Here is a 13,284-nt window from a genome sequence, read left to right on the forward strand (position 1 = left end):
ACGCCGTCCGTGGTCGCTGCGTCAGCCTCGGAAGCTCAGCGCGAGCCGTACTCCTGCTCGCCGAGCTCGCCGAGGATGCGGTTCAGGTCCTGGATCGACGCGAAGTCGATCTTGACCTGGCCCTTCCGAGCACCGAGCGTGACGTGGACGCGAGTGTTGAGGCGGTCACCCAGTTTGCTGCCGACCTCGTCGAGATACGCGCGGCGAGCACCGGGCTGCGGCTTGACCGCCTTCTCGGTGGTCTCGGGCATCGACTTCGCGACCTGCTCCGTGGCACGCACAGAGAGGTCTTCGTTGACGACCTTGTCGGCCAGTCGCTGCATCCGCTCCGGGTCCTCGAGTGAGAGGATCGCGCGGGCGTGACCGGCCGAGAGCACACCGGCTGCGACGCGCTGCTGCACCGGAACCGGGAGCTTGAGCAGGCGGATGGTGTTGCTCACCTGCGGACGGGAGCGACCGATGCGGGTGGCCAGCTGGTCCTGGGTGATGCCGAAGTCCTCGAGCAGCTGCTGGTAGGCGGATGCCTCCTCGAGCGGGTTCAGCTGAGAGCGATGCAGGTTCTCGAGCAGCGCGTCGCGCAGCAGGTCTTCATCCGCCGTCTCGCGCAGGATGGCGGGGATCGACTCCAGGCCGGCCTCGCGTGCGGCGCGGGTGCGCCGCTCCCCCATGATCAGCTCGTACTCGCCCTCGGCGTTGCGACGGACCACGACGGGCTGCAGCACGCCGAACTCCTTGACGCTGTGCACGAGTTCGGCGAGGTCATCCTCGTTGAAGTGCGTGCGCGGCTGACGGGGGTTCGGGACGATGTCGAGCGGGTTCACCTGGATGAGGCGCACACCGGGGACGGCGGTCAGATCCGAAGCATCCGTCTCAGCGTTCGCGTCTGCGGGCTTGGCCTCCTCAGAAGGCTTGGGGATCTCGACGACGACATCCGTCGTCTTCGAGCCGCCGGGGAAGAAGACGTCGACAGGACGCTCTGCGGCCTGATCAGCCGTGGGGATGAGAGCTCCGATACCCCGCCCCAGACCCGTGCGCTTCGCCATCAGTTCTCCTTACCCTGCGTCCGTGACGCGATCTCGATAGCCGCCTCCTGATAGGCGATCGCCCCGGCCGACGTCCCATCGTAAGCGATGACGGACTGTCCGAAGCTCGGGGCTTCGGACACACGGACCGAGCGCGGGATCACGGTGTCGAGCACCTGATCCGGAAAATGGTTGCGCACCTCGTCGGCGACCTGCTGCGCGAGACGAGTGCGTCCGTCGAACATCGTGAGCAGGATCGTGGAGAGATGCAGTTCAGGGTTGAGGTGCTGCTGGATCATCTGGATGCTGCCCAGCAGCTGGCTCAGACCCTCGAGCGCGTAGTACTCCGCCTGGATCGGTATGAACACCTCGGATGCCGCGGTGAACGCGTTGATCGTGAGAAGCCCCAGCGACGGCGGGCAGTCGATGATCACGACGTCGGTCGGATGCGACTTGAGGTAGACCTCGAGGGCACGGCGCAGCCGGAACTCACGCGCGACCTGGGCGACCAGTTCGATCTCGGCTCCGGCGAGGTGGATGGTACTCGGGGCGCAGCGGAGGTTCGGTGACTCGGGGCTCGCCTGCACGACATCGGCCAGCGGAGTGCCGTTGATCAGCACGTCGTACACGCTGAGCACGTCGGCGGAGTGCGGGACGCTGAGAGCCGTCGAGGCATTCCCCTGCGGATCCAGATCGATCACGAGAACCTGCGCGCCGAGGTGGGCGAGGGCGGATGCGACGTTCACCGTCGTCGTGGTCTTGCCGACGCCGCCCTTCTGGTTCGACATCGTGAAGACGCGCGTCGGACCGGTGAAGTCGACCGTGACGCCCTCCAGGGCGCGCCTTCGTGAGGTGAGGTCTGCGAGTTCTCTAGCAAGAGGAGTATCCATCCCGAAATCGTCGTTCGGCGATGCCTGTTCGGACTGTTTCACGTGAAACATCGACTCCTTCCGGGACCGTGTTCCACTCTAATCGACTGTCCTCCCCCGGCGGAGGACGGGCTCACCGGATTGCGGAGGTTGAGCGCGGAATCCTCGTGATTCAGCGGTGCGAGGATGGCCGGCTTTCCCGCACACGCACGTTCTCCTGCGCGGAGCGGGATGGTGCGATCGATCCTGCTCACGTGCGCGCACGGCGTGCTGGCCTTCACCAACCCGACCCTGAGCAGCTACCACCGCCAGGTGAAACTCTTCGAGGCGCCGGTGAACCTGGTCTACTCCGCTGGCAACCGCTCCGCCGCGATCCGCATCCCGCTGACCGGTTCGAACCCGAAGGCCAAGCGCATCGAATTCCGCGTCCCGGACGCCTCGGGCAACCCGTACCTCGCGTTCGCTGTCCAGCTGATGGCCGGCCTTGACGGCATCCGCAACCGCATCGAGCCGACGGAGCCGATCGACACGGACCTCTACGAGCTGCCGCCGGAGGAGGCCGAGAACATCCCGCCGCCCCGTCAGGCTGCCTGGGACGAACGATCGCCCAATACGGAGGTCCAGTCATCGACTGTATAGGGCGGACCGAGACGCACATTGGCACATGACGCAAGGCCGGGCCGAGTGCGCGGAGTGAACGACGAAGCGGGACGAATCACCGTGATGCACACGATGACACACCACAGACGAGCTTCGGGTGGAGATTCACTGCCCGAGGTACCCGAACGCACAACTTCCGCCGACAGGCTCGTCGATGCGTCTCAGCCAGAGGTGCCACCGACAGGCGCCGAGTGCGTGTTTCACGTGAAACCGAGGGCCAATACCCGCCCGTGCGCCCTCGCCGCCGCGGCCCAGTGTGCCCAGCGTGCCAGGTCAGCGGCGCTGGGTCTCGCGTGGATACGCTGTACGAACGCACGACTGATTGACCTGGCGAGCACGCGCGCGAGTTCGCCTGGAACTCTGGATTCCCCCGCTCCCCCTGCACCGCTCCATCGCCGGTCCTGCCAGGCGACGAGGAAGTACAGGGAGGCTGTGGACTCCTGAGCGGAGTGAGACTGTCAATGGACGCTGTGCGCTGCGTACCCCCCGGTCCTTCACACCTGTGGGACGTGCCGCATCACGACGTTCCTCCAGCTCCGCTCCCCGCGCCGGCTCTTGGGACGGCATCACGGCACCGACGTCCCATCTGCTCCCGCCGGTCGGCCGACACAACGTCGGTGTTTCACGTGAAACCCGGACGCCGAGTGGCTTGTGGACCGTGCCCGCGTTTCTGCACTCGGCTTGGCTGTCAGACGCTCGCTCGGGCGAGTGCAGCAGCACTTCATCGCCACATCGGGCAGCATGCGGACCCAATGCTCGTTGGTCGTCCGCGAGGACGTATCGACCGCGATCCCTGCCCATATCCGTGCTCGCCGCCACCTACATTCGACAGCGGAGGACTACGACGGGCGCTCCACTCCTGGCACCCGTGTCGGCGACGCAGAGGTTCCGGCGCCCTCCTCCGGCGCCCGATCATCTCCTGCGCCGCCCCAGGGAGCTGGAGCGAGGGTCATCTGGATGCATCCCATCCGGGCGACTGCGCCTACGGAGAGACTGTTCCTGCCGCAGTTCTCTCAACCCTCAGTCCCGTGTTTCACGTGAAACATTGGGCCGCCCCGCGGCCCGGCGCTTCACCTGCTCTTGCTTCTGGGGGCACTCTGGCACGCGCCTCCTTAGCTCGGAGCTGATTGTGAGAGGAGCGCCACGACGGGCGCGAACCGCGACATGCGGGCATCATGGACGTCGGCGCCGCTTCGCGCTCCCCTGGCTCGGATAGTTCTCGCCGAGTTCGTAGCCAGTGGGGCCTTTGATGACGTAGAGCTTGGTGATAACTCAACCGAGTCATGTGTCGGTCAGGCGTCACCCTCCGTCTCTCCTGGGTCCGGGTCCTGGTTGGGCTCAGCGCCAAGCGAGGTGAGGCACCTCGCTCCTCCGGCTCCACTCAAACGTGAGGTTCCCCGCTGGTCGTCGGGGTGCGCGATCCGAATGTCGGTCGATCGCGTCCCGCGTCCCACGCCAGGCCGGAGCAACTTCACGCTCGCAACTACGGGCATGCACCTGCGTCGGCAGGCACACGCACTGACCGCACCCCGCTTCGTTTCACGTGAAACAGCGGTGTTCACGCATCCGGTGAGGAAGAGCGCGGCGTGGCCCCCCGGTTTCACGTGAAACATCCGCGTCCGTGTGCGCTTCCGATGGGAGGTGGGGGCGTGTCAGGCGAGGCCAGGATGTCCACCCCATGGCGCAACCTCGTCCTCCCCGTACCCTCGTGTACTCCCGATACCGATGTCGCTGGCCGCCCACACGAATCCTCGGCGTCGGGTGGGTCCGTTCTCCATCATGTGGAGAGACATGCCCCACCCCGACGAAAGAACGAGCTCGCTCCAAACACAGTCGTCTTGCGTCGCGGTCCGCCGCCCCCCACCCGCTGCGACGAGCGTCACGGTGTTGATGCTGTGCAGACCTGGGCTTGAGCAGCGCCGCAGCGTGCACGACCGGGCGTAACCCCGAAGCAGGCCCTTCGGCCACGACCCCAAGTCGCACACCCTGCGCGGTCCGCTACGGTCAGGGTGTATGCCGCCGCTGCCCGGTCGCGTTCCTGGCCGCGGACATGGTCGTCCCTGACATCAGATCCGTGTCCACCTCCGCCCGCAGGACGACACTCCCGGCGTCCATCAGTGGCGAAAGGGTTCCGCCTCGAAGTGTCGGGCCAGGAACACGGCTTGGTGCCGCGAAGCAGATGAGGTGTCGCCCCGCAGCAATGGGCGCACCCCCCTGGTCCCACTCCGTGTGCGGACATTTGCGCCATCAGCGTCTACGGTTCCTGCCCTCTACCCTCGCGGTTCGCAGATCGGCCCGCGCGGTACGTTCAGTCGGAGTCCAGCCGTCCTCCATCCCGAATCACGAGCGGCTCATCGACCCTGACGAGGCACACGCCGCAGTGAATCTCCGTCACGCCCAGCGGCCACGCGTCAACTCTGGATCCGCCGGCGAGTGTTCCGGCGTCACTTCCTGCGCCCGGACGTTTCACGTGAAACAGAGGAGAAGCGATCTCCTCGTCTCAGGCACAAGCACGTGATCTGGGACCACAGACCGCGGTCTCCAAGCCTCTGCCACGGAGTGCGAAATCGTGGCCCATCTGTATGTCTGCGGTTCTGCCGCATGGCAACGCCGATGAGTGGACCGGAGTCTGAGTTCGGAGTTCAACGGTGGCACCACTGCCTGTCGGTATCGGCGCGAGCAATTCGTCACCCGGCACGTCTACTCGGCCGGCCTCAAGCGCGTCCGTCGCTCCAGATGGCCCGGGGCCCAGATCCGGAGTGAGTGTTTCACGTGAAACATCGTGGGCGGCCACGGGCTCCGCGGGGTCATATTGGTCAGTGCCCGCGAGACACGCATGCGGAACCGGGTACGGCATCAGCCGATGGCACAGCGTTAGAAACCCTCCCTCACACCGGCCTTCGCTATCCCGCATGTGTCCAAGCGCTGCGGTTCATGGGTTCGCGTGCGAGCACAGGCACCTGCCGCTGGCCCACGCTCATCGCCCCCTGCCGTGACGATTGGGCGAGCACGGCCCATCACCTGCTCATCATGCGATGTTTCACGTGAAACACGGACACAACAGCGACTGATAGGCGATGGGGTGCGCCGTGCCTATATGCACCGGGCTGCCCGAACACGAAGGAACCGAGGCAGCCGTCGCCCCAACGCCATGCGTCACCCTCAACCGCCAGAGGCTGCGGCGTCGGCAATGACCGGCACATCTCGTGACGTTTCACGTGAAACGAGGCGTCGCGCCGTCCTGCGAGTTCGCGTAGCTAAGGGCAGTAGGACGCTGAAAAGATACACCGCACTCGCGGCGCGTGGCGGGGCTGCTGCCGAGTCGCACCGCAGAGCTCATCTCCGAACGATCGCTCCCCTGTCTCGCAGGCCTCACTCAATCGAGACCAGTCACCAACCTGTCGGCGGGCGGACCCGCCAATCACCCAAAGCAGCGCCAACAATCACCACTGGTGACCAGGACAGCATCCGACCATCTGCGTCGCCCCCTCAACATCGGCACCGGGGCGTCGTATGCGCGACCGGTACGTGCATGGAGTCCGTACCCGTGCGCCGAATCGCGAGTTTCACGTGAAACACACTGCCGCCAACGCCGGGGCTCGATGCGGGTCAGTACCCACCAGCACACAGTCCTCTACATGCCGCAGGACTCGACCGCACCTGATCTTTCACGGTACGCCGCGGCCTGCGCAGCGTCAGAGCTGTCTCAGAGCCTCCGACGCTCCACCCATACAGATGGAGACAGGTGACGAAGTCGGTGTCTGGTCAGCCGGCCCGCGCCGCAGCAATACAACGCGAGCACCCAGTGTGGCTCGTCGTGACCGCGTAGCCAATCAAGGGAACTGCCCCGACCTCACGCTGAGCTGCCATCCCACCGCCAACACCCACACAGCGAACTGCACCAGACCACTTTGCTGAACCAGACCCGCGCGTATTGCGGGCGCGAACTAGCGATGCCCCCGTTATGCACCAGCGCTGGTACAGGGTCCCGTCGCTCTCATGCCTGACCTTCGCACCTTTGAAGCTGGTTAGGGCACGATGTTTCACGTGAAACGCAACTCACGCACTCGAGTCCAGCTGAGAGCCAGTGCACCGCCGCAGCACTCGGAACAGCCCATAAGGCGGACGCACACCGCGTCGACTCCGAGATACCAATGGGGAACCCAACCGACTCCCGTGAATCACGGTAATGACCAATGATGCTGACCACCGCCCAACCGCCCGGGCACCCGAACGTGTGGCCTCCCCTGCGTTCACGATGCGCCGGCGCGGCAGGGTTGAAGTGGCCTGTCGGCAAGCAAGTGTCGCCGAAAACACTGTCGCGCTCGTCTCACCACCGGACGCGACGACCTGACCTCGGCCAATCCCTGAGATTCCGATCGATCCAAGACGACCCTCCCGAACCCCGAGTGCGGTCGCCACGCACATCGCCAGAGAGTGCAGTTGCGTGCGTGCGCGCGAACCGCCTACGCGTTGTTGCTGTCTGCACGATTCACCCGTCCCGAATGTTTCACGTGAAACGTACCTACCCGAAGCCGAGGGCCACCCCGCGCGCGAATGAGCAAGAGTCGCCCTCCCGCACCCCACGTCGAAGATTGTCGAGCCCCCGCGCGCTGAGTTCTCCGCGAGAACAACTCGCGAAGCCGGCTCCCCTGACAGCACATCTCAGACCCCCGACACGCGTACCCATCGCGCGCAGACCCGCGCCCACACACCCACAACCACAGGACCCGAGATGCCCGCAGCCCGGCGCCGTGGCATCGGACGAACACCGACGCACCGCGAAGGCGCGGATCCGGATGTTTCACGTGAAACCCCGCCGCGCATTCGACAAAGAGAGCTCAGACAGCCCAGCTTCAGCGACGCTCGCAGACATATGGGGACCTGGGGTTTCCGCAGGTCCCCACGACATCGGCAGAACAACGACAGTGAGTACCCCGCGCACCACGCGCCCCGCGCCCACCATGTTTCACGTGAAACCAATTGCCCCCGCTGTTCGAGATCTTGTGCCACCAGGTCGCCGTGCCACAGCGATGCTCGCAGGCAAACGACAGCGTGGCTCTGCCTGCACGCACGACCTCATCGACCACCACGAAGCCGTTGCGCTCGAGCACATGTCTCTACGCCCAGTCGCCCATCCCACCTCGGCCGGTCAGCCTATCGAGTCCATACTGCTCAACAGCCAGACCACGAACCTCGGCCACCGCCGTCGCCAGCCCGCTCCCCGCTGCCTTCTGCGCTACCCGATACCCGAGTTCCGCAGACCCGTCGACGACCTCGACGAGGGTCACCCGTCCCCGAACCTCCCCGACGAGCACGGGAAAGAAGTCCGTTCCTCATGTCTGGCAAGTCGAGCAGCTGCGCGAATCACTTTTCGAAAGCTGCGAAGAACTCATCATCTCCATCCGGCACGGACGCCGCGAAGCAGACTCCGTTCTCGCTCTCGAACGTCAGCAGAGCCGGAGCGTGCTTCGGGCGAAGTGGTTGGAGCTCAGGCATCGACGATGACGCCGTGAGCAATCACGAGGCGCGGACCACTCCCCGCACGACGCGTGTGGTCTCCGTCAGAACGCCCTCACCGAGAACCTCGACGCGCACATCGGACACCTTGTACTTGCGCAGCGCCTTCTGCGCCGCCTCGATCTCCGCCGGCGCACCCTGCCCCTTGAGAAGAGCGATCTCGCCGCCGTCCCGGACCAGCGGTGCGACGACGGGGACCAGGGTGCGCAGCGCACTCACCGCTCGCGCCGTGACCATGTCGAACTCGATGCCGACGTCCTCACCGCGTGCCCGCATGACCGTCACGTTGTCCAGCCCCAGTGCGTCGACCTGCTCACTCAGCCAGTCGGTGCGGCGCTCCATCGGTTCGATGAGGGTCCACTGCACGTCCGGCCGCGCGATCGCGAGGACGATGCCGGGCAGGCCGGCACCGGACCCCACGTCGGCCACCGAGCCGGAGAAGAGTGGAGCCGCGATCGCGCTGTTCAGCACGTGCCGCGTCCACAGCCTCGGCAGCTCCAGCGGACCGATCAGACCACGCAATTCTCCCTGATCAGCAAGGTTTTCTGTGAACTGGCGGGCCAAGTCGAGTCGGTCACCGAACAGCTCGGCCGCGACCGCCGGCTCCGGCTCGAGTTCCGCGGCGGGAGTGGAGGGCATTTCGTCTCGCTTCGCTCGCTCAATGACCCGGTGGAGCAGGGGCGATTAGCCCCGGCGGATCACCGTGTGGCGGTCGTTGCCCTCGCCGTACGACTCGGAGATGAGTCCACGGTCGGCGACGATGTCGTGCACCAGCTTGCGCTCGTAGCTCGACATCGACGGCAATGAGGCCTGCGAGGCGCCCTCGTCGAGCTTCGACACCGCGGCATCCACCAGCGACTCCAGCTGCCGGCGACGCGTGTCGCGGGATCCCCCGATGTCGAGGATCATCCGCGAGAACGCGCCGGTCTTGCTCTGCACCGCCAGGCGGGTGAGCTCCTGCAGCGCCTGGACGGTGTCGGGCGCCGAGATCACGGCCAGGCCGTTGCCCTCTGCCTCTACCGACACGTACGCGCGACCCTGCCGCACGTCGAGGGTCAGGTCGCCGTCGATGTCGGCGATGTCGAGGAGCTCCTCGATGAAGTCCGCGGCGATGTCGCCCTCGTGCTCGAGCTGCTCGACGGTCGTCTCCGTCTGGTGCTTCAGGTCTTCGCTCACGAGTTGCCGCCCTTCTTCTTGGCACGCTTCTTGCTCATCGGCTGCTCACGCTTGGGCTGCTGTGCCTTCAGGCGCTCAGCGTCCTCGAGCATCTTCTGCTGCTCCGCCTCGTAGGCCGCGATCGGCACGATCTTGCCCTGAGAGTTGATCGCCTTGCCCTTGCGCGCCAGGCGCTCCTCGCGTTCCTTCGCGGCCTCCGAGCCAGGAGTCGGCATCTCGCGGATGACGAGGAACTGCTGGCCCATGGTCCACAGGTTCGAGATGAACCAGTAGATGACCACACCGAGCGGGAAGAACACACCCGAGAAGATGAAGCCCAGCGGCAGGATGTAGAGCATGATCTTCTGCATCTGGTATGCCTGGCCGGTCTTGGCCTCGGGCGAGAGGTTCTTCGAGATCAGCTGAAGCTGCGTGAAGAACTGCGATCCGATCATCAGGATCACGAGGACGACCAGGATCGTGACGGTGACCTGCCACCCTTCGGGCTGCTGGGTGACGGCATCCTTCAGGCTGACGTGCAGCGGAGCGACACCGAACAGCGTCGCGTCGTAGAACTGCATCGTCAGCTGGGCGTTCAGCAGGCCCACACCGCCGACGCCGGCCTGCGCGTGCCTGGCGACGTCACTCAGCGTGTAGAACATGCCGAGCAGGAACGGCATCTGCACCAGCAGCGGCAGACACGACGACATCGGCGTCGTGCCGTGCTTCTTGTACAGCGCCATGGTCTCGCGGCTCATCGCCTCGCGGGAGAGCTGATCGCGCTTGCCCTTGTACTTCTCCTGGATCTTCTTCATCTCAGGAGCGATTTCCATCATCTTGCGCTGGCTCTTGATCTGCTTCACGAAGAGCGGGAAGACAGCCAGGCGGATGACGATGACGAGGCCGATGATCGACAGCACCCAGGTCAGGCCGGATGCGGCCTCCATGCCGAAGGCGGTGAACAGCCAGTGCCACCCGACGAGGATCGCCTCGACGAGCCACTTGAACGGCCACATGATGGTGCCGAGCAGATCGAAGCCACCGCCGGAGGCCGGCGGCGTCGGCGTAGGCGTGCTGGCTGCGAGCAGAAGGTCAGGACCCACTGTTCATTTCCTTTCGAGCGGGTACGACGAATCCATGCGGAGTCAGGTCGTATCGGAAGTGAGCGTGCGGGTGGACGTCGTCGACGCCGCCCTCGCTCCAGGGATTGCACCGCAGGATGCGCCAGCCGGAGAGCAGACTCCCCTTCACGGCGCCGTGCTGCTGCACCGCTCCTACAGCGTAAGCGGAACAGGACGGGTAATACCTGCAGACGTCCCCGTACAGCGGGGAGATGAGTTTGCGGTACGTCACCAGGAAGGCGAGTACGAGATTGCGCGGAATGGCCGGGATGCTGCGCAGCAGATCCTTCGGGTGCATCGTCGCAGTCCCGTAGGCGTACTGCGGCAGCGCGCTCATGACGTCACCGGGCTGAGCCGGCGGAAGCAGCGGGCCACATCGGCGCGGAGGTCGCCGAAATCGGCGGTGGCAGACGCAGGAAGGGCACGGATGACGACATCCGTGCCCTCTGGAATCGCGCTCAGCAGGTCCGCGCAGATCGCCTTGAGGCGACGACGGACGGTATTGCGAACCACAGCGGTCCCTACCTGCTTGCTGACGATGAACCCGAATCGGGCCACTCGCGTCTCGCTGCGAGGCAGCAGCGAGACGATCACTCGCGGCCCCCCGCATCGCTGTCCGCGTCGGACCACCAGTCGGTAGTCGGCGCCGTCGGTCAGACGGTGGGGTCGAGCGAGCACTAGGCCGTCGGGAGTGAAGGGGTTACGCCGAGAGCTCGACGCGGCCCTTCGAGCGGCGGGCCGAAAGGATGGCGCGGCCGGCGCGGGTGCGCATGCGGGCGCGGAAGCCGTGCTTCTTGGCGCGACGACGGTTGTTGGGCTGGAAAGTGCGCTTGCTCATGGAATCACTCCGGGATCGGTGTCACCGGAAGAAAAGACCGGAGACGGGGGTACTGCCTCTAGGGCATAAGTCAACCGATTAAGGGTACGACCTGCCGACGCGCAGGGCAAATCACGACGGAACACCGCTCCCGCCGACATCCGGTCGTGAGCAGCTCTTCCTCGTCGTAGCGCACAGCCATTATCCACAACCTTTCCCACGTCCGTGTTCTCCGACACACCCGCGGTTTTCCGTGCACAGCTTGCCGTTCGTCGCCTCGGTGACTACCGTGGCATCCGAAGTTATCCACAGGGGGAATCCGAGTTCGGCGACCCTCAGCGAACGGCCGGAGCCCCATGTCCACTGCAGCAACATCCGACGTCCCGATCTGGTCGGAGCTGCTGGACCGCCTGATGGAGGACGATCGGGTCACCCCGCAGCTGCACGGATTCCTCAGTCTCGCCGTGCCCGCCGGCGTCATGGGCGGCACCCTGTACCTGGATGTCCCGAACGACCTCACGGCCGCACAGATCAACAAGCGCCTGCGCATCCCGATCATGGAGGCGCTCGCCGTCATCGGCGAAGAGGTCACCTCGTACCGCGTGGTCGTGAACCACGAGCTCGCCGACCAGCCCACCGCGCCGGTGGAGGTCCCCGACTTCAGCGCTCCGGACTCGGCCCGGCTCGAATCTCCGCGCGAGCAGCCGATCCCCGCTCGGCACGAGTCGCGTCTGAATCCGAAGTACACCTTCGACAACTTCGTGATCGGGCAGTCCAACCGGTTCGCGCACGCCGCCGCGGTCGCCGTGGCCGAGGCACCGGCCAAGGCCTACAACCCGCTCTTCATCTACGGCGACTCCGGCCTGGGTAAGACCCACCTCCTGCACGCCATCGGCGACTACGCACAGTCCCTCTATGCAGGGGTCAAGGTGCGGTACGTGTCGAGCGAGGAGTTCACGAACGATTTCATCAACTCGATCGCGAACAACCGCGGTGCGGCGTTCCAGGCCCGCTATCGCGAGGTCGACATCCTCCTCATCGACGACATCCAGTTCCTGCAGGGCAGAGCGGAGACGCAGGAGGCGTTCTTCCACACCTTCAACACGCTGCACGACCACAACAAGCAGGTCGTGATCACCAGCGACGTCGCCCCGAAGCACCTCACCGGTTTCGAAGACCGGATGCGCAGCCGCTTCGAGTGGGGTCTCATCACCGACGTGCAGGCGCCCGACCTCGAGACCCGCATCGCGATCCTGCGCAAGAAGGCGCAGAGCGACGCACTGCACATCCCCGACGAGGTGCTCGAGTACATCGCCACGGTGGTCTCGTCGAACATCCGAGAGCTCGAGGGCGCGCTCATCCGCGTCTCGGCGTTCGCAAGCCTGAACCGCTCGACGCTCGACATCGCGCTCGCGCAGACGGTGCTGCGCGACATCGTCGACCAGGCCGAGGACAACATCATCTCGCCGACCGACATCATCACGGCGACGGCGCAGTACTTCAAGCTCACGGTGGATGATCTGTACGGGTCGAGCCGGTCGCAGCAGATCGCGACGGCGCGTCAGATCGCGATGTACCTGTGTCGTGAGCGCACGAACCTCTCCCTGCCGAAGATCGGTCAGCTGTTCGGCAACCGCGACCACACGACGGTGATGTACGCGTGCAAGAAGATCAGCGAGCTCATGAAGGAGCGCCGATCCATCTACAACCAGGTGACGGAGATCACCACGCAGCTCGGCCGGCGCTGACGCACCGCCCCGGTTCCCCTCTCAGAAGGCCGATGTCCCCCGAATGGCGGGGTTGACGTCGGCCTTCGTCGTGCTGTTGACTACGCCACTTTCCCACATGTGGATAACTTGTGGAGAAATCCGCTCAGCATCGGGATGATCGGATGCCGGAGACGGCATGCTGTGGATAACTTCGAACTACATCGGTGTGATCCGAACCCCTGATTCCCGCGGATTCCCCAGCGTTTCCACAAGTGACACCGCTGTAGTTTCCTACTCCCGTCGGCTTTCCACCGGGTTATCCACAGAATCCACAGTTGTTAACATCGTTAAGAGATCTCTCGAAGATTCGGCGACTCCGATGACCACGAAGGTGTGGAAACCGGGCGGACG

General features: G+C 65.2%; 9 protein-coding genes and 1 pseudogene. 2 read left to right on the plus strand and 8 right to left on the minus strand.

The genetic code is table 11. The features are described from left to right. Positions 1-35 precede the first annotated feature (35 nt). Positions 36-1,043: a ParB/RepB/Spo0J family partition protein gene (locus tag GON06_RS17955; protein WP_157313684.1), complete on the minus strand. Its 1,008-nt coding sequence runs from the start codon at positions 1,041-1,043 to the stop codon at positions 36-38. Further along, positions 1,043-1,912, minus strand: coding sequence for a ParA family protein (locus tag GON06_RS17960; RefSeq protein WP_198346762.1), 870 nt, complete (start codon positions 1,910-1,912; stop codon positions 1,043-1,045). The genes GON06_RS17955 and GON06_RS17960 overlap by 1 nt, the downstream gene beginning before the upstream one ends. 225 nt (positions 1,913-2,137) lie before the next feature. Here GON06_RS17960 and GON06_RS17965 point away from each other — a divergent pair. After that, positions 2,138-2,464: pseudogene (locus GON06_RS17965) on the plus strand (type I glutamate--ammonia ligase); the annotation flags it as partial. 5,607 nt (positions 2,465-8,071) lie between these two features. Here the strand turns inward: GON06_RS17965 and rsmG are convergent. The 6 genes from rsmG to rpmH are packed head-to-tail and all read right to left on the minus strand — an operon-like array spanning position 8,072 to position 11,185. Continuing rightward, positions 8,072-8,710 carry a 16S rRNA (guanine(527)-N(7))-methyltransferase RsmG gene (gene rsmG, locus GON06_RS17970; protein ID WP_157313686.1) on the minus strand — a complete coding sequence of 213 codons (639 nt, stop codon included), beginning with the start codon at positions 8,708-8,710 and terminating at the stop codon, positions 8,072-8,074. 45 nt (positions 8,711-8,755) lie between these two features. Continuing rightward, the gene (locus tag GON06_RS17975) at positions 8,756-9,247 is read right to left on the minus strand and encodes a Jag family protein (RefSeq protein ID WP_332837700.1); all 492 of its coding nucleotides are present in this window, start codon (positions 9,245-9,247) and stop codon (positions 8,756-8,758) included. Continuing rightward, a complete protein-coding gene (gene yidC, locus GON06_RS17980) occupies positions 9,244-10,329 on the minus strand; it encodes a membrane protein insertase YidC (protein ID WP_332837701.1) in 1,086 nt (361 codons plus the stop codon). The genes GON06_RS17975 and yidC overlap by 4 nt, the downstream gene beginning before the upstream one ends. Further along, positions 10,319-10,684: a membrane protein insertion efficiency factor YidD gene (gene yidD / locus GON06_RS17985; protein ID WP_157313687.1), complete on the minus strand. Its 366-nt coding sequence runs from the start codon at positions 10,682-10,684 to the stop codon at positions 10,319-10,321. Before yidD ends, yidC begins: the two co-directional genes overlap by 11 nt. Next, the gene (gene rnpA / locus GON06_RS17990) at positions 10,681-11,025 is read right to left on the minus strand and encodes a ribonuclease P protein component (RefSeq protein ID WP_332837702.1); all 345 of its coding nucleotides are present in this window, start codon (positions 11,023-11,025) and stop codon (positions 10,681-10,683) included. The genes yidD and rnpA overlap by 4 nt, the downstream gene beginning before the upstream one ends. Before the next feature lie 22 nt (positions 11,026-11,047). Next, positions 11,048-11,185, minus strand: a complete 138-nt coding sequence (gene rpmH, locus GON06_RS17995; protein ID WP_116241601.1) for a 50S ribosomal protein L34 — start codon at positions 11,183-11,185, stop codon at positions 11,048-11,050. A 335-nt stretch (positions 11,186-11,520) separates the two neighbouring features. On the opposite strand from rpmH, the gene dnaA reads away from it, so the two are divergent. After that, complete coding sequence (gene dnaA / locus GON06_RS18000) at positions 11,521-12,912, plus strand: chromosomal replication initiator protein DnaA (protein ID WP_157313688.1); 1,392 nt, start codon at positions 11,521-11,523, stop codon at positions 12,910-12,912. Positions 12,913-13,284 lie beyond the last annotated feature (372 nt).

The sequence above is a fragment of the Microbacterium sp. MAH-37 genome (assembly GCF_009758255.1).
Taxonomy (GTDB): Bacteria; Actinomycetota; Actinomycetes; order Actinomycetales; family Microbacteriaceae; genus Microbacterium.

Coding starts and splice junctions, on each gene's coding strand:
- dnaA (WP_157313688.1), top strand. CDS start 11,521: ATGTCCACTGCAGCAACATCCGACGTCCCGATCTGGTCGGAGCTGCTG.
- GON06_RS17960 (WP_198346762.1), bottom strand. CDS start 1,912: ATGGATACTCCTCTTGCTAGAGAACTCGCAGACCTCACCTCACGAAGG.
- yidD (WP_157313687.1), bottom strand. CDS start 10,684: ATGAGCGCGCTGCCGCAGTACGCCTACGGGACTGCGACGATGCACCCG.
- rsmG (WP_157313686.1), bottom strand. CDS start 8,710: ATGCCCTCCACTCCCGCCGCGGAACTCGAGCCGGAGCCGGCGGTCGCG.
- rpmH (WP_116241601.1), bottom strand. CDS start 11,185: ATGAGCAAGCGCACTTTCCAGCCCAACAACCGTCGTCGCGCCAAGAAG.
- GON06_RS17955 (WP_157313684.1), bottom strand. CDS start 1,043: ATGGCGAAGCGCACGGGTCTGGGGCGGGGTATCGGAGCTCTCATCCCC.